Here is a 17,886-nt window from a genome sequence, read left to right on the forward strand (position 1 = left end):
TTTCTCATAAAAAAAAGAACCCAACTCGGGTTCTTTCCTTCACCTTGATTTTCTATGAAATACCGACAAGTTCTGCTAACAGCTCACTGACTTTAGGCAGTGGCTCGTTCTGTAAGGCTGCTACGATTTTTGAACCGATCACTACCCCACCGCACACTCGGGCAAAGCGCTGCACGTCTGCGTGGGTCGAGACCCCGAAACCAGCTAGTACAGGAATCGGACTTTTTTCCGAAATGGCTTGCAAATGCTGATCCAGCTGTTCGTTGTATTGGCGATCTTCTCCAGTGACACCGTTCACTGTCACAGCATAAACGAATCCTTCCGCTTCTTCGATCAGCGTCTGAATTCTGTCTGGGGGACTGGTCAAAGAGACCAGTGTGAGCAGCGCGAGATCCGCCGCATCAAACGTAGGCGTTACTAGCGATCGATGTTCAAAAGGCAAATCTGGAATAATCAACCCTTTCACATTTGTCGTTTTTAACTCATTTGCTAACTGTTCAATCCCATAATGAAAGAATGAATTGGCATACCCCATCAATACCAGTGGAACCTCAGAATGGATCGTTTGCAGCGCAGCAATGATCTTTTTTAAAGTGGTGCCATTGGCTAATGCCTGCATTCCAGCTGCTTGGATGACCGCTCCATCTGCGACTGGGTCTGAAAAGGGCACGCCGATTTCAATGGCGGCTGCGCCATGTGTCGTCAACAGTTCGATTTCTGCTGGCAGGCGTTCCAGTCCGTTGGCACCCGCCATGATATAAGGTACAAACAACGGCTTGCCTTGTTTTTGGCACTCCTTTAGTTTCATCGTCAATGTTTTGCTGGTCATTTCGCTTCCCCTTTCCGATCTTTGATTTGTTGAACATCTTTGTCCCCTCGCCCAGACAAACAGATCACTAAGCGTTCTTCTGCTGTCATCGTTGGCGCTAACTTTAAAGCATAGGCAACGGCATGAGCACTTTCCAAAGCGGGAATAATGCCTTCGATTTGAGACAAGAGATAAAAGGCGTCAACAGCTTCTTCATCAGTGACCGCGAAATACTCCGCACGCGCAATTTCCTTCAAATAAGAATGCTCGGGACCGACCCCTGGGTAATCCAAACCAGCTGAAATCGAATAGGGTTCAATCACTTGCCCATCATCGTCTTGCAGCAAATGCATTTTGGTACCATGTAAAATACCGATACTGCCTTTCGTCAAAGTCGCCGCATGCTCGGTAGTATCCACGCCTTTTCCAGCTGCTTCAACGCCAATCAAACGAACGGTTTGATCGTTGATGAAAGGGTAAAACATTCCCATCGCATTGCTGCCGCCGCCAACACAAGCAACGACTGTCGTTGGTAGTTGTCCTTCTTTTTCTAATAGTTGCCGCCGTGTCTCACTGCCAATCACACTTTGAAAATCTCGAACGATCTCTGGAAAAGGATGCGGACCGAGTACCGAACCCATCACGTAATGAGTGTCCTCGACGGTTGCGACCCAGTAGCGCAGCGCTTCATTGACAGCATCTTTCAATGTCTGATTGCCTGATGTGACTGAAACCACTTTTGCTCCCAACAATTCCATTCGAAAGACGTTTAGTGCTTGCCGCTGAACATCTACCGCGCCCATAAAAATCGTGCATTCCATACCGAACAACGCGGCCGCAGTTGCTGTGGCGACGCCATGCTGCCCAGCACCGGTCTCTGCTACCACTTTCTTTTTCCCCATCCGTTTTGCTAATAAGACTTGGCCAAGTGCATTATTGATTTTATGGGCACCCGTATGATTCAAATCTTCTCGCTTCAGATAAATTTTGGCACCGCCTAAGTGTTGTGACAAGCGCTGGGCATGATAAAGGGGGGTCTCTCTTCCTACATACTCTTGTAAATATTCCTGTAATTCAGCTTGAAAACTTGCGTCCGCTTGTGCTTCACGATAGACAGTTTCCAATTGCTTGACTGCATACATCAATGTCTCTGGCACAAACTGTCCGCCAAAAGAACCATAAAATCCTGCTTTTGTGGGATACTGAGTCATCTTTTTTTCTCCTTTACTAAATGAATAAATTGTTCGATTTTCCGACTGTCTTTCTTGCCCTGGGTTTCAACGCCTGAAGAAACATCGACAGCATAAGGCCAAAAAAGTTGGATCGCCTCTTCTACATTTTCCGCGTGCAACCCGCCAGCAATAAAAAATCGCTCAGACAACGGCAACGGTTCTCTCGCCGCTTTTTGCCAATCAAAGGACTGGCCGTTGCCGCCAGCATAAGGGTGATCTCTTACTGGAGCGTCCAATAAACCGAAATCTGCATCGCAGCTCAGGAAATCTTGCTCTAAAGTCTCTGCTTCTCCATCAAAGGCTTGGATCACTGCGATCTTTTGATGAGCAAAAACCCCCTTCTGAATGGCTGTTTGCAAAGATGGCAGAACCTTTCCATGGAGCTGAATCGCTGTCAATTGGGCGGTTTGAATTGCCGCTTGCACTTCTTCAACACTTGGAGAAACGAAAACCCCGACTTTTCCTACATTTTCGGGAACTTGCTCCGTTATCTTGCGGACTTGGGTCGGATCGATTCTCCGACGGCTTTCGGCAAAAACAAAGCCAAGGTAATCTGCTCCTGCATTGATGGCAGTTTCGACATGCAGGCGTTCGGTGAGTCCACAAATTTTCACTTTGGTCATCGACGGCTCACCTGCAAATCTGCCGCTGTTTCAACAATTCGATTGCTCCTCATCATCGTTTCTCCAACGAGGACTCCATGATAAAACGGTGCAAGCTGCAGCACATCTGCGGCCGTTCGAATACCAGATTCACTGATATAAACCGCCTCTGACGGCTGAGGTGCTAAAGCAACACTGACATCCAAGGAAACGTCAAAAGTTTTTAGGTCACGATTGTTGACGCCGATGATTTTGGCACCTAATGCTTGGGCTTGTTGAAATTCAGCCGCATTATGGGTCTCAACGAGTACTTCCAACCCTAGTGCTTCGGCTTCTTGATACAGCGCGACGAAACGGGCTGGCTCTAACGCAGCCACGATCAATAAAACGATACTGGCACCCGCATTCTTGGCGCGAATCAATTGTTTTTTGTCGATAATGAAGTCTTTGCATAGTATAGGCACCGAAACAGCCTTACTGACTGCTTCAAGATCTGCCAGCGAGCCTTTGAAAAATTGCTGGTCGGTCAAAACGGAAATCCCGCTGACACCCGCGGCTTCATAAGCTTGCGCTTGCGTAACTGGGTCGATCGCTTGATTAATGTCTCCTTTTGAAGGTGAAGCCCGCTTGATTTCAGCAATGAGGTGCATCTTTTGTGGTCGGTCCTTGACTTGCTGATAAAATGATGGGCGTTTCGCTACGACCTTTTCGGTTTCTTGTGGCATCGCGGCAACTTCTTCAACTTTTTTCTGGATGATCGTTTCTAAAAAATCCATGATTCTCCTCCTTACAGCTTTCGTAATTATTGACTATTTGACTGGCGGATCAACTCCTGCAGTTTGTCATAGGCGGCGCCCGAAGCGATACACGCCCGTGCCATCGCAAACCCTTCCGCTATCGTGGCGGCTTTGCCGTTAGCGTAAAAACCTAACCCTGCATTTAAGACCACCGTTTCTAGATAAACGGAGGGTTGATTTTTCAACACCGCAGTTAAGATCGCCGCATTTTGAGCGGCATCCCCGCCGACGATCGCCTCGATCGGCGCTGGCGTAAAGCCGTACGCTTGTGGATCCAAAGAAAAATTGGCTACCTCTCCTCCTTGATAAAAGCTGATCGCAGTTTCACCTGCCAAATTGGCTTCATCCATTCCGTTGCATCCATGGATCACCATTGCTCTTTGCCGACCAAGACTGCCTAACGCCTGAGCGGTGTCAGCCAAGCTCTCGCCTGCGTAAGTCCCAATCAGTTGCGTAGTCAACGGAACAGGATTGATCAAGGGGCCTAATAGATTAAAAATCGTTGGCGTTGCTAATTCTTGCCGTATCTTCATCACTGCTTTCATGCCGGGATGCAACGAGGGAGCGAAGAGAAACGCGATGCCGACAGTCGTTAATAGCTCAACGATTTTTTCTGGTGATGCTTGGATCGATACCCCCAAGCAGGCTAAGACATCGGCACTGCCTGAACGACTAGAGATACTGCGATTGCCGTGTTTTGCCATCGTGATTCCCCCAGCTGCTAACACGAAAGCAGACGTAGTGGAGACATTAAAACTATTGGAGTGGTCGCCGCCAGTACCGCAATTGTCCATGGCGTCTCCTCCTTCATAAGGAATGGTCACGGCATGCTCTAACATGATTTCCGCTAAAGCGGTCAATTCGGCGGCTGTGATGCCGTTGATCTTCATCGCAACTAACGCTGCCCCCAATTGACTTTCTGAAAACATCCCGCTTAAAATTCCTTGAGCAAAGTGGCGCATCTCCTGATAACTTAAATGACTGCCATTAAAAAGCTGCTGGGTGATTTGCTGCGGCTGCTGTATTTTGACTGCTTCCATAAATGTTCCTCCTTTTTCATTTGCTGCTTTTTGCTGATTTCTCTGAAATGAGTTCAAGAAACCGTTGGATAAAAAACGCCCCTTCGTTTGTCCCCATTGATTCAGGGTGGAATTGAAGGCCTACGATCGGCTTTTGTCGATGCTGGATCGCCATGATGATCCCTTTTGTTTCAGCCAATACCTCAAATTGTGCAGGAAGGGTCGCTGGCTCAATGACCAGCGAGTGATAGCGCATGACAGTCATGTCTCCTAGGTAGGTTTGGAATACGCCTTTTTTCTGATACGTAAGGCTCGATTGCTTGCCGTGCATAATGGCTGGTGCTTGGACCACTTTGGCACCAAACGCTTCTCCAATGGCTTGATGACCTAAGCAGATCCCTAAAAGCGGCTTGCTATTGTGATATGTTTTGATCAAAGGAATCATGAATCCTGCCTCTGCGGGACGTCCTGGTCCGGGGGAAAAAATGATGCCATCTGCTTCTTCAGCAACAAGGAAAAGGTCTGGATCATCATTTCGCAAGACGACTGTTTCTTCTGGACAGAGCTGGAGAAGATTGTAAGTAAACGAATCATAGTTATCGACGAGTAAGATCATTGGCTGACACCTCCAATAGTGCTTTGGCTTTGTGTAAGGTTTCGTGGTATTCAGATGAGGGATCAGAATCATAAACGACACCCGCCCCTGCCTGGACATAAGCGATCGCGTCTTTCAAAACCATTGTTCGAATCCCGATGGCAAAATCCGCTTGATCGTTTCGAGAAAAATACCCAACGGCTCCCGCATAGACCCCTCTTCGAACAGCTTCCCATTGATAGATGCGAGTCATGGCACGAATCTTTGGTGCCCCGCTGACCGTGCCTGCTGGCAGGGTTGCTTTCAAGGCATCCATTGCCGTCACACCTGTTCTGCGCTTGGCAGCCACCACCGAAACGATATGCATGACATAGCGGTATTTCTCGATCACCATGTATAAAGGAACATGAACCGTGCCATGTTCAGCGATTCGGCCCAAATCATTGCGCCCCAGATCGATCAGCATTTGGTGCTCTGCACGTTCTTTTTCATCTGCTAATAGTTCCGCCGCCAAAGCTTCGTCTTCTGCTTTGGTTGCCCCTCGTTTGCGGGTACCAGCGATTGGATTTGTGGTGATCGTTGTTCCTTGAACCCGAATCAAGCTTTCAGGTGAACTGCCGATCACTTTGAATCCGTGATCGAAATCAAGATAATAGAGGTAGGCAGACGGATTCGTCACTCGCAGTTTTCGGTAATAGTCAAAAGGATCTTGCGTAAATGCTGCTTGCAGACGTTGGGAAGGAACAACTTGAAACATATCCCCTGCCGTAATTCGGGCTTTTGCCTCACGAACGATCGTTTCATAGGCATGTTGAGTAACATTACTTATAAAATGCAGCTTTTCATTCGATAACCCACGGGTCTCAGCTGCGACCGGTGTCCTTAATTGCTGCTGCACCGCTTGGAGTACCTGCTCCATCTCGGCGGTCCCCCTTTGGCTGTAGCAATTTTCAAGGATGATGGTCAAGGTTTCCCTTTGATGGTCCAGAACGAGAAAGGTTTCAAAAAGCCAAAAGGCCATATCAGGCACCTGCAATTCATCTGCGGGCAGTTGTCCAATGTCTTCATAGCAAGCTGCGATATCATAGCCCGCATACCCGATCGCCCCACTTTGCAACGGCAGATTCGGTAAAGCGGTGGTTTCTTTTTTGACTACATACCGTTCCATTTCTTTTAAAGGGTCCTGACAGGGATACTTGTTGACCGTTTTTTCCAAAAGATCCTCCACTTGAAAAACACCATCCTTAAAGGTCAGTTTCTGAACAGGATCAAAGGTGAGGATCGAATAGCGTCCCGTATCTTCTTCTCTGGGAATACTTTCCAGTAAACATTTATGCGCCCCTTGAATCCGTAAAAACACTGAGACAGGTGTCAAACAATCGCTGTTGATTCGTTCCATTCGATACATAAGCTGCTCCTTTCTTTGTAAACAAAAAGCCCTCAAGCAAACATCATAAAAACGTCTGCTTGAGGGCGAATGACCGCGGTACCACCTCAATTGAAAGTTGCCTAAAAAAACAACTTCTTCTCTATCAACCGTCTAACAACGGTCTTCCTCTATAACGGGAGTTCCCGCATTTTCCTACTGCCAAAAAAAGGGTTCAAAAAATGATCGGCTAAGGCCATTTCCTTGATTTCTTGGTATCGGATTCTCATCACCGCCGACTTTCTGTAACCAAAAAAGACTCAAGTACTTCTCTTAGTTTGATTTTACGTTTATTTTTTTATTGGTTGAAGGGCAAGAAAAACAAAAAAGCCCTCATGCAAACAAACTCGTCTGCATGAGGGCGATTACTCACGGTGCCACCTCAATTGGTTCTCTAGATCGTCTATCAACGATCGTTCTCTGTAACGGGAGATCCCGAAAAAAGCCTACTGATTTCAGCCTTTCGACACAAAAGTCCATTTCTGAAGCGTCAATCTGCTGATTTACACCACCATCAGCTCTCTGCAAGACGAACGTCCTCATACTTCTCTTTTGTTTGGTCTTTACTAGTTATTGGTAGCTATATTACGTGGCTTTTGCTGATCTGTCAACAGAAAAAAGCGAATTTTCTATTTTTGTCTCCTTTTGACAATACAAGAAAACAACCTACAATGGGTTGCCTTAACCAAAATAAAAAGACATTCTTTAGGACAAAAATCTCCTTCACTTCTTTCAGCGTACTTAATTATAGCTGCTACTCTATTTAAATAATATTTGTTTTTTTATAACCCTTACGTGAAGATCAAAGAGTGAAAACTTTGCTATAATTTTGCCAAAAAATCGACATTTTCCCAAAATTTTCATAACATCATGAAAAAACAGAATTGTTATTTGAAATATTCTTCTATATGATTGAACCGAATGTAAGAAAGGGTGATTAAATGCACATAGACAAATTATATTTTTCCACCTTTATTTATAAAATGAGCTGCTTAGAATTTACTTACTCTCTCATTCAATCCAATGAGAAAAAAGTCGAATTATCCGAGGAAGAACAAGCCGAAATTGAATGGATCATCAATTCTGCGCTCCATCGAAAACTCTACGCCTCTCGCAAAAAGAGTCTTTTTTCCTCAAAAATAAAATTGTCGAAAGAAAGTTATTCTATGTATTTGCGAATGAAGAAATACGAACACATGATAGACCTCTAACCGTTAAAACACATAAAACAAACGCATTCCTTTAGACAGTTACTCAGAAGGTTGTCGATCCCATCTTTTTTAATAAAAAAAACATCATCCAGTGAATTGGAAATAGCAAAACTTGCCTTTTTCGTATAAAATCAAAAAGAACACGAAAGAGTTGTCTTTCATCAAAACAGTCAATGTGACTCTTTTGACCTTCAAGACTCGGAAAGGAAGTTTTTGTCATGGATGGGATGATGAAAAAAATCATTACGGAGAAGGATTTATTACGTCAGATCCTTCTCTTGGAACAACTGGCGAATCACAAAATGATCACTGCCAAGCAACTAGCAAAATTGATCGATACGACGGAGCGAACCGTTTTTTCCGATCTAACCTATATTCGCCAACAATTGCCTGATGGTTGGCAGATCGAAGCTACCAGTAGTGGCTTTGCTCTGACCCATGATGGGCCATTGTTGATGAGTCAGCTCTGGGAAACGTTTTTCCCTCAATCGATCGGTGTTTCTTTGATGAAAGCATTGCTTTTTTCCAGCGAACTCCGTACGCAAGATATTCTTAGCCAAACAGGGACATCCTATGAGACCTTGCGACGACATGTGACAAAATTAAACAAAAGTCTCACTGATTTTTCGTTGCGGATTCGGATCACCAATCGCATGATCCGCTTTGAAGGAAGTGAGATCAACATCCGTGTTTTTTTTCATCGCCTGTTACTGCCATACACCCATAACAATTACTTTTTTGAGGAATATACGATTCATGAGTCCCACTATTTTCATTTCTTGGATTGCATAGCAAAAGCCAAGCTGCAGATTGAAGTGGAACAAATCTACGGTACCTGCTGGTTTTTTATCAATACGATTCGCATCAAAGCCAATTGCCGTATCGATTCCTTTGAATTTCAGGGGGACGATCCCCTTTATAGCCTTTTCCAACAGCCATTAAGCCAGCTGTATCAAAAAGAAGGCGTTTATTTAGAACGCAGCGAACACTTCTTTAGCTTCTACTGCTTCTTAGAAAGTTGGAACTACAATAACGACTGGTCCGCAACGATCCAAGCAACCCTTGAATCCTACCAAACCATTTATCAGAAAACGACCCATTTTGTTGGAAAACTAGACCGCTTGTTGCAGTTGTCTTTAGCTAGTGATACACAACTGATTGAGAATCTACTGTTGCTTTTGATCAAATCGCAAGAGTCAGCCAAGCTCTCAGAATTGTTCGGGCTCGAATTTCACGAGATCCAACGGTTAAATCAACCCTATTCGCTACCGATCGAAGCGACGATCCATGACTTTTTAGAAGAGCAAACAGCCAGTCAATCGGAAATGAGTTTTCCATTATGGTCAACCACCACCTTACTGATCCAACAAACGATTTTACAAATCAATCCTATTCGCGCAAAAGGGTATTTTGTTTTCCAAGGTGAGCCTGCCTGGAAAGCTTATCTCCTGCAAGAATTGAATGACTTCCTCGGTGCCCGCATCCTTTTATCGGCGATCGAGCCTGGTCAACTAGAAGCGTTGGCGAAAATCGAGGTTGATTTTATTCTCTCAAATTTCCCTTTAGAGGAAGTATCTGTTCCAGTTTTTTACTTATCGATGGTACCAACGAAAAATGAGCTCAATCAAGTGACTGAGCTCATCCAAACCTATTATTTAAGCTATCGCTAGAATCATCAAGCTGCCGCTACTGCTTCACTGGAGCGGCTTTTTGCCGTCCTTGCAACTTATTCGTAATAAATTTCTCACCCTCAACGACTGCGAAAAGGAGTGCGCCGTTAGCAGCGATACTCAACTGCTGCATCAAGGTCAAAGAACCGATCTCTAAAAGCTGGTGTCCTAGAGGGGTTAGGAAAATCGCTGCCTGTAATACGATCAGCAGTGAAAGAGAAACGAATAGCGCTCGGTTGGCAAAAAGTTGGCGATTCAAGGCTGGCTTGACCAGCTCACGACAGTTCAACAAGTAGACCGCTTGGGCAAAGACGATACTTTGCAGTAGCATACTTTGCTGAAGGACCGTTCCCTCAAATTGAACCGCTAAGACGTAAGAAGGAATCATGATCAACAGCGAGACGTAGAAGATGCGGAACAAGCTGTACCAAGACAAGATGCCTTCTTTGATTGGCCGTGGTGGTCGATTCATGACATCCGCACTTGCCTTTTCAAAACCGAGTGCGTAAGAAAGCGTGATCGTTGTCACCATATTTACCCATAAAATTTGGACAGGTGTCAGTGGCAGTGGTCGGTTCAACAAGAGTGCCGCAATAACGATCAATCCTTGGGCAACCGCAGTTGGTAAGAAGAAGTTGATGGTTTTCTTCAAATTATCGTAGATTCGACGACCCACTCGGACGGCATTGGCGATCGTATGAAAATTATCGTCTGCCAAAACCATATCGGCTGCTTGCTTGGTTACTTCACTGCCTTTGATCCCCATAGCGATCCCAATATCGGCTTTTTTCAACGCTGGTGCATCGTTTACGCCATCACCGGTCATTCCGACGATCTCGTCATTCGCTTGCAAAGCACTAACGATCCGTAATTTATGCTCAGGGGTCGTTCGAGCAAAGATGTCTGTCTTTTGGACTGCTTGCTGCAATTCTTCCTCCGACAGCAGATCGATTTCTAACCCTTCCAACACGTGATTCGTGTGCTTCAAGCCAATTTGCTTGCCGATGGCTTGAGCAGTCTTGCCATGGTCTCCTGTGATCATTTTGACTTGGATGCCCGCTTGCAAGCACTCTTTTACCGCTTTGATGGCACTGTCTTTCGGAGGATCAATGATACCAGCGATCCCGACAAAGGTTAAATTGGTTAGCCCTTCGTGGGACAAGGACTCCTGTGCCGACAGCGTCAGATGCGCAAAGCCGATCAGCCGCTGCCCTTTCGCTGCTAATTTTGCACTTTCATCTAACCACCATTGCTTTTGATCTGAAGTCAGTTGGCTTTTCTCAAGCAACACTTCGGGCGCACCTTTGACAAAAACTACCGAGGCATTCGGCTCTTCTTGATTTTGATGGCGTGTTGCCATGTACTTGTAAGAGGAACTAAAAGGAATCTTATCGACTGTTTTACGCAATGTTTGCTGCGCTGATTCTGCGTATTGTAACAAGGCTTTTTCGGTTGGGTTCCCAACGAGATCCGCAGCCTTTTGTCCTTCGTCTTGCTTCAAGTCTTGACAATTTGCCATGATATCAAGCACCGTTGCTTTATCCACGTTTGACTCAACTAAAACATCGACGACCGTCATTTCATTTTTGGTCAAGGTTCCTGTTTTGTCTGAACAAATCACCGTCATGGCACCTAGTGTCTCCACTGATGGCATCGTTTTGATGATTGCTTGCTCCTCGGACATTTCCTTGACACCCATCGATAAAATCATGGTCAGCACGGCTGGCAAACCCTCAGGAATCATCGCTACCACTAAGGCGATACCTGATGAGAACAAGAGATCAAGATCAAAGCCGTAGCGGAAGGTAGTAAAGAAGATCAAGAAAATCACTAATCCGATAATGCCTTTAAAGATTTGGTGATTCAATTGCTTCATTTTTTTGATCAACGGGGTTTCTTGCGCTTTCACAGACTGAATTGCTTGATTGATCTGGCCGATTTGTGTATCGTCGCCTGTTTCAACGACGATCCCGCTGGCAGTTCCGCTTTCTACATGGGTACCAGAAAACGCCATGTTCCGCTGGTCACCAATTGTACTTTCTTGAGTAATAGGCTCGGTCATTTTTTGAACAGGCTCAGATTCGCCAGTTAAAATCGACTCTTCAATCACAAGATCATGGGTTTCGATCAAGCGCATATCTGCTGGTACAACATCTCCTGGTCCTAAAACGACTAAATCTCCATTTACTAAGGAAGAAACAGCGATTTTCTTCTTGCGGCCGTGAACATAAATCGTTGCTTCTTGCCCCATGAACTGCTTCAATCCATCCAGTGATTCTTGGGCTTTGCGCTCTTGCCAGTAGCCGACGAATCCATTGATGACGACGACCGCCATAATAATGCCGCTTTCGATATAATCACCAGAAATCCCTTTTAAGACGGCTGCGACGATCAAGACCAACATCAGTAAGTCGGTAAAGTGCTTGCCGACTTTCTTCCATGTGGGGATCTGCGCTGCCTCAGTAATTTTATTTTCACCTTGCTTTGCTAAACGCTGGTTGCGTTCTTCGGAGGAAAGGCCCTGCCGTGTTGTTTGCAACGTGTGTAATAGTTCTTCTGTTGTGTTTTTGTACCAATTCATATTTTTTTCCTCCTTGTTTATTTATTTGATCTGAACATAGTATAAGACATTGAAACCATAAAATTCTGGCGATAATTTCAGCGGAGCCTGAAAAAAATGAGTGCTTTTCTTAAAGGGGAAGAGCGGCTTGGTCACGTGGCTTCACACAACCAACTGAACACGTCCGTTGATTGTTTTTGCAGGTGGAATCAAGTAAACTAGGACACACCCAATCAATTTCTATCTGTCCCATCATCCAAAGGCAAGATAGACGAAAGGAGCCAAAGAAATGGCAATCTATACCGATACAAAAATCGCTCAAGGACCTTTTCTTTTCATTTCTGGTCAAACGACGTCGCAAGACGGAGCCACACCTGAGGACCCGCAAGAGCAAACAACCATCGTTTTGAAAAAGATCGAACAGCTTCTATCAGCCAATCAACTGTCCTGGTCATCAGTGGTCAAAATGACCGTCTTTTTAACAGATGCTGCCTACTTAGCTGCTGTCCGTACGGCGTTTAAAACTATTTTGGTAGAAAACAAACTAGCCATGAGTCTCGTGATCGTTGCCGGCTTGGTTGCCCCTGACTTTAAAGTAGAGATTGAAGCACAAGCTACCTTGGCTTAAGCACAGAGAAAAACACCAAAAAAACTTCGTACAAAAGGCAGTAGCCAATACGAAGTTTTTTGGTGTTATCTTCTTATTCAGTCCTATCTGAAGTGTCTGATTCAGTCTTTTTTTGCCACTGCTCCACAAAACCAGCGATGGCTTGAGCAGTCTGTTGAGTATTCACTAAGGTTCGCTTTTTCTCCATCGCTTCTGTCAACGAAATCGGACCTTGCTGGATACAAAAGACGGCAGATAGTAGTTGCGGCAGTTTTCCTAGATCGTCGCTTCGGGAGCCGCAGATGGCAACAACCGGTACCTGATGTTTGTGGGCGAGCAACGCGACGCCATAGGGTACTTTTCCCCCAGCGGTTTGCCCATCGATGCGTCCTTCACCCGTGATCAACAAATCTGCTTCTTTGATTTTTTCCTCAAATCCAATCAATGAAGCGATCGTCGCAAATCCTGGAACCAATTGACCACCTGCCAAACGAACAGCACCACCAAGCCCACCTGCCGCACCAGCACCAGGGACTTCCAGATCGATCCCCGCGGTCCGCTTGATGTGCTCAGCCAAACGCTTTGCCTGCTGATCCAACTGCTGGATCGTTTCTTGGGATGCCCCTTTTTGCGGACCAAAAACCTGCGCAAATCCCTGATTGCCAAAATAGGGATTCATTACATCGGCCAATGCAAATAGATCAATTTGTGCAAGCAGAGGGTTCAACTGGCTGAGCGCCAGAGATTCTGCTTGCAGCAAAGGATTGTTTTCCATCCGCTCGTTTCTTTGAATGGTTGCTCCTAGCGCAAGTAAAAAGCCTACGCCCCCATCAGAAGTGCCGCTACCGCCAAGGGTCAGGTAAATTTTTTTCACACCTTGCCTGCAAGCTGCTAAGACCATTTGGCCTAAACCAAAAGAAGAGCTATTGCGGGTGGTCTCGTCACTAGGTTCCACGAGTTGCAACCCAATCACTTCTGCAGATTCAATCAGGGCAATTTTTTCTTCCTTGATTTTGGTGATCAACATACGGGCTTGCAACTTACCGCCTAATGGAGCGGTCACTGAAACCGTTTCGTAATTGCCTCCCAGCGCAGCAATGACTGCTGCCATTGACCCTTCTCCCCCATCAGCGATTGGGATACTGCGTGTTTCCCACTGGTCTGAAAACCCGCTTAAGACCGCTTGATTTAGTTCTGCGGAAGTGGCACTTCCTTTGAAGGAATCGATCGCTGCTACAACTTTCATTTTTCTACCTCTCATTTACGATCATCTCTTTCCCAAAAGTTGGAATACTTCGCCTTATAATCAACTTGTAGTTAATTAAATCAACCAAAAATTAACTAGCAATCCATTGTAAGTCATCTCTTATCCTCTTATGATAGAAGTATACCAAACAAACCTATCGGAGGTGCACTATGGACTTACCAATTGGCGAGGAAATCGCTCGGAGAAGAAAACAACGAGGTATTACCCAGCAAGAATTAGCAGTGTTTATGAATGTGTCCAAAGCATCCGTTTCGAAATGGGAAACGGGCCAGTCTTATCCAGATATCACCTCGCTGCCCTTATTAGCAGCGTATTTTGATTGCAGCGTCGATGAATTATTGATTTTGGACTCGCAGCTATCTCCTAAAGAGATCCAGCGAATCTATCAATTACTAAAAGACGCCTTTCAAACAAAAACACCAAGCGAAGTCCTCGCGCTGGCACAAAGTTTTACCAAACGGTATTACTCTTGTTACCCGTTCTTGTTACAGATGGGCTCCTTTTACTTAAATCATTGGGATCTTTTGCCAGATGTCCCTGTAGCAGATAGCACAGAAGGGCACCCCTCTGAAGAAGCCTTGATGGAAGCGAAGAAAACTACCTATTTGAAAGAAGCAGAAATCCTTTATCAACGGATCATTGCGCATGGTGACAATGCGTTGGCACAACAAGCGCAACAAATCGAAGCCTATTGTCTGCTGATGAGAAACAAGCCCGATGAGGTCTTGGCGATCCTTGGCACGAAAACGCTCTCTTTCTTACCTAGCGAACCGTTGATTGCCGCCGCATTTCAGCAAAAAAATCAGTTGCAGCAAGCTGAGATTGTGACGCAAAGTGCGATTTATCAATACTTGATTCTTTTTATGAGCTTACTGACAAATTATTTGGCAATGCTCACACAAGACGAGGAGCAACTGGAAAAAACCTTTGCACGTGGGCTGGCACTCAGCGAGAGCTTCCAACTGGCCCAGCTGCATCCCCTTTCTTTACTGAACTTTTTATCTGCTGGAATGGTTTCTTTTGCCGCTTTAGGAAAAGAAAGCTTATTGCTACAAGCATTAACGCTGTATGTGAAAACATTAGCAGACACGCCTGAGGAAATCGTTTTGAAAGGAGACGATTATTTCAATAGCATCGATGAGTGGATCAGCGAATTAGAATTAGGTAGTCAGATCCCGCGGAACTCAGACAATGTCAAAAAACAATTTCTCGAAATCGCGCAGTTCACACCATTATTTGAACCTTATCTGAAGCAACCACTATTTGAAGAATTATTTCAGCAGCTGCAAAAACTGTCCGAACAAGAAAATGAGCCACAAAGGAGGGCTTCACATGAATAGTGTTTCACTAAATATATCAGAAAATATGTCTGATTATTTGCCCGTACTGATCCCCTTGATTGTTTTGCAATTGGTCCTGATCATCTTGGCGGTTCGCGATATTTTAAAACAAGAACAGTTTAAATTCGGCTCCCGTATTCTTTGGCTTTTCATCGCCTGTTTTGTTAGCCTGATCGGTCCTATCCTTTATTTTGCTTTCGGAAAAGAGGACCAACAATGAAGATGATCGAGATCAACCATTTATCCAAGCGTTTTGGGCGCAAACAAGTGCTGCAAGACCTAACCTTTTCGGTTCCAAAGGGCAGCGTTGTGGGGTTTTTCGGGGAAAATGGTGCTGGCAAAACAACGACCATGAAGGCGATTTTAGGATTGCTCCCCATTGATGAAGGCGAAATCACCGTTTGCGGCGAAGTGGTGCAATTCGGCTCAGCCAAGACCAATCGCTGGATCGGCTATTTACCAGATGTACCGCAGTTTTACTCGTTTATGACAGCTGTAGAATATTTGACTTTTTGCGGAAAGATCCAGCCCAATCAAGAACCTTTTCAGCCTCAGCGGGTGATGGAAGTTTTAGCGTTGGTAGGCCTGGAAGCTTCGAAACAAAAAATCGCTGGCTTTTCTCGCGGCATGAAGCAGCGTCTTGGATTAGCTCAAGCATTGATCAACCGACCAGCTATCTTGATTTGTGATGAGCCGACCTCTGCACTCGATCCTTTAGGTCGCAAGGCCTTTCTTGATGTATTGGCTAAAATCAAAGAAGAAACGACAGTTCTTTTTTCATCCCATATTCTCGCAGATGTCGAGCAACTGTCAGATTACATTGCGATTTTGCACAAAGGTCAGATCCAGGCGTTTGAAACGATGGATTCCTTAAAAAAACGTTATCGAAAAACCGCCTTTGGGATTGTCTTTACCAACGAAGGTGACCATTCGAAATTTGCCAATCTGTTAGCATCCCACGGCATTGCGGCAGAAAGAAAGAACAATCAATTACTGATCGACGAAACTGCCGACATGAATGTTGGAAAGCAGTTGCTGCGATTGCTCAATGAACAACAGATAGTACCTGAATCCTTTCAACGGATCGAACCGACTTTAGAGGCGATTTATTTGGAGGTGATCAAATGAAGGTGTTTCTTGTTTTCTTAAAGAAAGAATTTCTCGGTGGTCTTCGCAGCAAAAAACTACTGATTTGCTTGATCCTGTTTGCTCTGATTGGTATGCTTTCTCCCTTTACTGCCAAAATTATGCCAGATCTGATGGCCAGTATGATGCCGGAATCGATTGAAATCACGATTGCTGATCCGACATCGATCGATGCGTGCCTTCAGTTTTACAGCAACATCGGCACGATTGGTCTGCTTGTATTTGTGGTTCTTTTTACCGATACGCTCTCTGCCGAAATAGCCCAAGGGACCTTTATTCAGCTGATTACGAAAGGATTACCGAAAACGACGATCGTCTGTGCCAAAGCTGGCTATTTAACGATTCTGTGGTCTTTGAGCTACCTCCTAAGTGCCAGTGTCAGTGCTTTTTATACCTTGATCTATTTCGATGATTCTAGCGCTGCCCAAGTCCCTAGCGCATTGTTCAGCTATTGGCTGTTTGGTTTATTAGCGATCAGCATCCTGCTGCTAGGCTCCAGCTTTGCCAAAAGCATCTATCAAGGGCTGTTGTTTATAGGCGTCTGTTATCTGATCGGACTGTTAGGTAGTTTGTGGAGCCAATTAACAAATTGGAACCCTTATTCCCTTTCCAGCCAATTTCCTAACTACTTAGCCAACCAAATCAAACTAGGAGAACTGCTGCCAGCACTGTTGTTAACTTGCTTTTTGATCATCAGCTGCCTAGCGGGGGCTATTGCTGTTTTGGGAAAAAGAAACTATTAAAAAACCATCGGTGCAAATGTTGTACTGACCTCCTGAAGGCAGACGTTTCGTCTAACTCTTGGGGGTCACTACCTGTTGCACCGATGGTTTGCTTCTGCTAGTTTATTCTAGTTCTGCTGTTTCTTGAACGTTCACTGCTTTTTTTGCCTGTGTTTTTTGCTCGATCCGCATAAAGAAGCGCATGAAAAAGGCAATCAAATAGATAGAGAAAGCGGAAATGAGGGCTTCTTGCCAAGAAAAAATCAGGAGATTCAACAAGATGATGATCAGATTGGTTAAGAAGACACCACTAGATTTTCGAATGCCATAGTATTTTTCCAAAATCAGCGGCGGAATCGTGACCCCACCATTGGAAGCACCGATTTTGTAAAGTGAAAAAATACCGAAGCTAAAGAAGAAACTACCTAAAATCAAGGAAACGGAATAAAAACGCAAGAGCATGATCTCTGGTAAAAGCGCCAGAAGAACGGGAAATGCCAGACTGCCGATAACCGTATTGACAAAGACCTCTCGCTTTAAAAGCAAAAATGCCAACGCCAACATCAATAAATTAATCCCCCAGACAACGATATGACGATTGATCGACCAGCCGGTTTCGATCAGGTAGCCGATCGACCCGACACCAGCAGAAGCAATACTGTGAGGCAAAAGGAAAAAGTTTAATGCGATGCAGATCCACAGCACCCCAAGCAATAAAGCAAGATTTTTTTTGATAAGTGATTCCATCAACGTTCTCCTTTCAATCTGGCAACTAATTTTATGGATAAAAGCTTCTGTCTATTCTATCAAAAAAAGCTCAAAAGAAAGAACCATTTTTTTCATGAAAACATGAAAAAAATGATTCTGAACTTCAAGAAAGCATG

The 17,886-nt window shown here is 44.9% G+C and carries 16 protein-coding genes and 2 other annotated features; of the genes, 6 read left to right on the forward strand and 10 right to left on the reverse strand.

What is annotated here, in order from left to right:
* Nucleotides 1-52: 52 nt before the first annotated feature.
* From trpA to trpE, 7 genes are read right to left on the reverse strand one after another with little or no spacing between them, the layout of a single operon-like run.
* Complete coding sequence (trpA, locus tag ECA1_RS10685) at nt 53-829, reverse strand: tryptophan synthase subunit alpha (protein ID WP_060792447.1); 777 nt, start codon at nt 827-829, stop codon at nt 53-55.
* A complete protein-coding gene (gene trpB / locus ECA1_RS10690; protein WP_060792448.1) occupies nt 826-2,019 on the reverse strand; it encodes a tryptophan synthase subunit beta in 1,194 nt (397 codons plus the stop codon). The genes trpA and trpB overlap by 4 nt, the downstream gene beginning before the upstream one ends.
* A complete protein-coding gene (locus ECA1_RS10695) occupies nt 2,016-2,663 on the reverse strand; it encodes a phosphoribosylanthranilate isomerase (protein WP_060792449.1) in 648 nt (215 codons plus the stop codon). Before ECA1_RS10695 ends, trpB begins: the two co-directional genes overlap by 4 nt.
* On the reverse strand, nt 2,660-3,418 hold the full coding sequence (gene trpC, locus ECA1_RS10700) for an indole-3-glycerol phosphate synthase TrpC (protein ID WP_060792450.1): 759 nt from the start codon (nt 3,416-3,418) through the stop codon (nt 2,660-2,662). The genes ECA1_RS10695 and trpC overlap by 4 nt, the downstream gene beginning before the upstream one ends.
* Before the next feature lie 26 nt (nt 3,419-3,444).
* The gene (trpD, locus tag ECA1_RS10705) at nt 3,445-4,479 is read right to left on the reverse strand and encodes an anthranilate phosphoribosyltransferase (RefSeq protein ID WP_060792451.1); all 1,035 of its coding nucleotides are present in this window, start codon (nt 4,477-4,479) and stop codon (nt 3,445-3,447) included.
* Nucleotides 4,480-4,495: 16 nt separating this feature from the next.
* Nucleotides 4,496-5,074, reverse strand: a complete 579-nt coding sequence (locus tag ECA1_RS10710) for an anthranilate synthase component II (RefSeq protein ID WP_060792452.1) — start codon at nt 5,072-5,074, stop codon at nt 4,496-4,498.
* Nucleotides 5,055-6,461, reverse strand: coding sequence for an anthranilate synthase component I (gene trpE / locus ECA1_RS10715; protein WP_060792453.1), 1,407 nt, complete (start codon nt 6,459-6,461; stop codon nt 5,055-5,057). The genes ECA1_RS10710 and trpE overlap by 20 nt, the downstream gene beginning before the upstream one ends.
* A 58-nt stretch (nt 6,462-6,519) precedes the next feature.
* Nucleotides 6,520-6,767: a binding site (T-box leader), on the reverse strand.
* Nucleotides 6,768-6,833: 66 nt separating this feature from the next.
* Nucleotides 6,834-7,046, reverse strand: a binding site (T-box leader).
* An 862-nt stretch (nt 7,047-7,908) separates the two neighbouring features.
* On the opposite strand from trpE, the gene mafR reads away from it, so the two are divergent.
* A complete protein-coding gene (gene mafR, locus ECA1_RS10725; protein ID WP_060792454.1) occupies nt 7,909-9,360 on the forward strand; it encodes a global transcriptional activator MafR in 1,452 nt (483 codons plus the stop codon).
* A gap of 16 nt (nt 9,361-9,376) precedes the next feature.
* Here mafR and ECA1_RS10730 read toward each other — a convergent pair whose 3' ends face one another.
* Nucleotides 9,377-11,941 (reverse strand): HAD-IC family P-type ATPase, encoded by a 2,565-nt coding sequence (locus tag ECA1_RS10730; RefSeq protein ID WP_060792455.1) that lies wholly within the window; start codon nt 11,939-11,941, stop codon nt 9,377-9,379.
* Nucleotides 11,942-12,209: 268 nt separating this feature from the next.
* On the opposite strand from ECA1_RS10730, the gene ECA1_RS10735 reads away from it, so the two are divergent.
* Nucleotides 12,210-12,548, forward strand: a complete 339-nt coding sequence (locus tag ECA1_RS10735; protein ID WP_060792456.1) for a Rid family hydrolase — start codon at nt 12,210-12,212, stop codon at nt 12,546-12,548.
* Between the two features lie 73 nt (nt 12,549-12,621).
* Here ECA1_RS10735 and ECA1_RS10740 read toward each other — a convergent pair whose 3' ends face one another.
* Nucleotides 12,622-13,773, reverse strand: a complete 1,152-nt coding sequence (locus ECA1_RS10740; RefSeq protein WP_060792457.1) for a glycerate kinase family protein — start codon at nt 13,771-13,773, stop codon at nt 12,622-12,624.
* Nucleotides 13,774-13,943: 170 nt separating this feature from the next.
* Between ECA1_RS10740 and ECA1_RS10745 the strand changes: the two genes are divergently transcribed.
* From ECA1_RS10745 to ECA1_RS10760, 4 genes are read left to right on the forward strand one after another with little or no spacing between them, the layout of a single operon-like run.
* Nucleotides 13,944-15,134 carry a helix-turn-helix domain-containing protein gene (locus ECA1_RS10745; protein ID WP_016610333.1) on the forward strand — a complete coding sequence of 397 codons (1,191 nt, stop codon included), beginning with the start codon at nt 13,944-13,946 and terminating at the stop codon, nt 15,132-15,134.
* A complete protein-coding gene (locus ECA1_RS10750; RefSeq protein ID WP_060792458.1) occupies nt 15,127-15,354 on the forward strand; it encodes a PLD nuclease N-terminal domain-containing protein in 228 nt (75 codons plus the stop codon). Before ECA1_RS10745 ends, ECA1_RS10750 begins: the two co-directional genes overlap by 8 nt.
* Nucleotides 15,351-16,262 carry an ABC transporter ATP-binding protein gene (locus tag ECA1_RS10755; protein ID WP_060792459.1) on the forward strand — a complete coding sequence of 304 codons (912 nt, stop codon included), beginning with the start codon at nt 15,351-15,353 and terminating at the stop codon, nt 16,260-16,262. The genes ECA1_RS10750 and ECA1_RS10755 overlap by 4 nt, the downstream gene beginning before the upstream one ends.
* Nucleotides 16,259-17,023, forward strand: a complete 765-nt coding sequence (locus tag ECA1_RS10760; RefSeq protein WP_060792460.1) for an ABC transporter permease subunit — start codon at nt 16,259-16,261, stop codon at nt 17,021-17,023. Before ECA1_RS10755 ends, ECA1_RS10760 begins: the two co-directional genes overlap by 4 nt.
* 102 nt (nt 17,024-17,125) lie before the next feature.
* On the opposite strand, the gene ECA1_RS10765 is transcribed toward ECA1_RS10760, so the two are convergent.
* A complete protein-coding gene (locus tag ECA1_RS10765) occupies nt 17,126-17,749 on the reverse strand; it encodes a YitT family protein (RefSeq protein WP_016610336.1) in 624 nt (207 codons plus the stop codon).
* Nucleotides 17,750-17,886: the final 137 nt, after the last annotated feature.

Origin of the sequence: Enterococcus casseliflavus NBRC 100478, from assembly GCF_001544095.1 — a bacterium.
In the GTDB taxonomy this organism is placed as follows: domain Bacteria; phylum Bacillota; class Bacilli; order Lactobacillales; family Enterococcaceae; genus Enterococcus_D; species Enterococcus_D casseliflavus.

What these genes read in the sequence shown, in the direction of transcription:
- trpA (WP_060792447.1), bottom strand. Translation starts at nt 829, where the DNA reads ATGACCAGCAAAACATTGACGATGAAACTAAAGGAGTGCCAAAAACAA.
- trpB (WP_060792448.1), bottom strand. Translation starts at nt 2,019, where the DNA reads ATGACTCAGTATCCCACAAAAGCAGGATTTTATGGTTCTTTTGGCGGA.
- ECA1_RS10695 (WP_060792449.1), bottom strand. Translation starts at nt 2,663, where the DNA reads ATGACCAAAGTGAAAATTTGTGGACTCACCGAACGCCTGCATGTCGAA.
- trpC (WP_060792450.1), bottom strand. Translation starts at nt 3,418, where the DNA reads ATGGATTTTTTAGAAACGATCATCCAGAAAAAAGTTGAAGAAGTTGCC.
- trpD (WP_060792451.1), bottom strand. Translation starts at nt 4,479, where the DNA reads ATGGAAGCAGTCAAAATACAGCAGCCGCAGCAAATCACCCAGCAGCTT.
- ECA1_RS10710 (WP_060792452.1), bottom strand. Translation starts at nt 5,074, where the DNA reads ATGATCTTACTCGTCGATAACTATGATTCGTTTACTTACAATCTTCTC.
- trpE (WP_060792453.1), bottom strand. Translation starts at nt 6,461, where the DNA reads ATGTATCGAATGGAACGAATCAACAGCGATTGTTTGACACCTGTCTCA.
- mafR (WP_060792454.1), top strand. Translation starts at nt 7,909, where the DNA reads ATGGATGGGATGATGAAAAAAATCATTACGGAGAAGGATTTATTACGT.
- ECA1_RS10730 (WP_060792455.1), bottom strand. Translation starts at nt 11,941, where the DNA reads ATGAATTGGTACAAAAACACAACAGAAGAACTATTACACACGTTGCAA.
- ECA1_RS10735 (WP_060792456.1), top strand. Translation starts at nt 12,210, where the DNA reads ATGGCAATCTATACCGATACAAAAATCGCTCAAGGACCTTTTCTTTTC.
- ECA1_RS10740 (WP_060792457.1), bottom strand. Translation starts at nt 13,773, where the DNA reads ATGAAAGTTGTAGCAGCGATCGATTCCTTCAAAGGAAGTGCCACTTCC.
- ECA1_RS10745 (WP_016610333.1), top strand. Translation starts at nt 13,944, where the DNA reads ATGGACTTACCAATTGGCGAGGAAATCGCTCGGAGAAGAAAACAACGA.
- ECA1_RS10750 (WP_060792458.1), top strand. Translation starts at nt 15,127, where the DNA reads ATGAATAGTGTTTCACTAAATATATCAGAAAATATGTCTGATTATTTG.
- ECA1_RS10755 (WP_060792459.1), top strand. Translation starts at nt 15,351, where the DNA reads ATGAAGATGATCGAGATCAACCATTTATCCAAGCGTTTTGGGCGCAAA.
- ECA1_RS10760 (WP_060792460.1), top strand. Translation starts at nt 16,259, where the DNA reads ATGAAGGTGTTTCTTGTTTTCTTAAAGAAAGAATTTCTCGGTGGTCTT.
- ECA1_RS10765 (WP_016610336.1), bottom strand. Translation starts at nt 17,749, where the DNA reads ATGGAATCACTTATCAAAAAAAATCTTGCTTTATTGCTTGGGGTGCTG.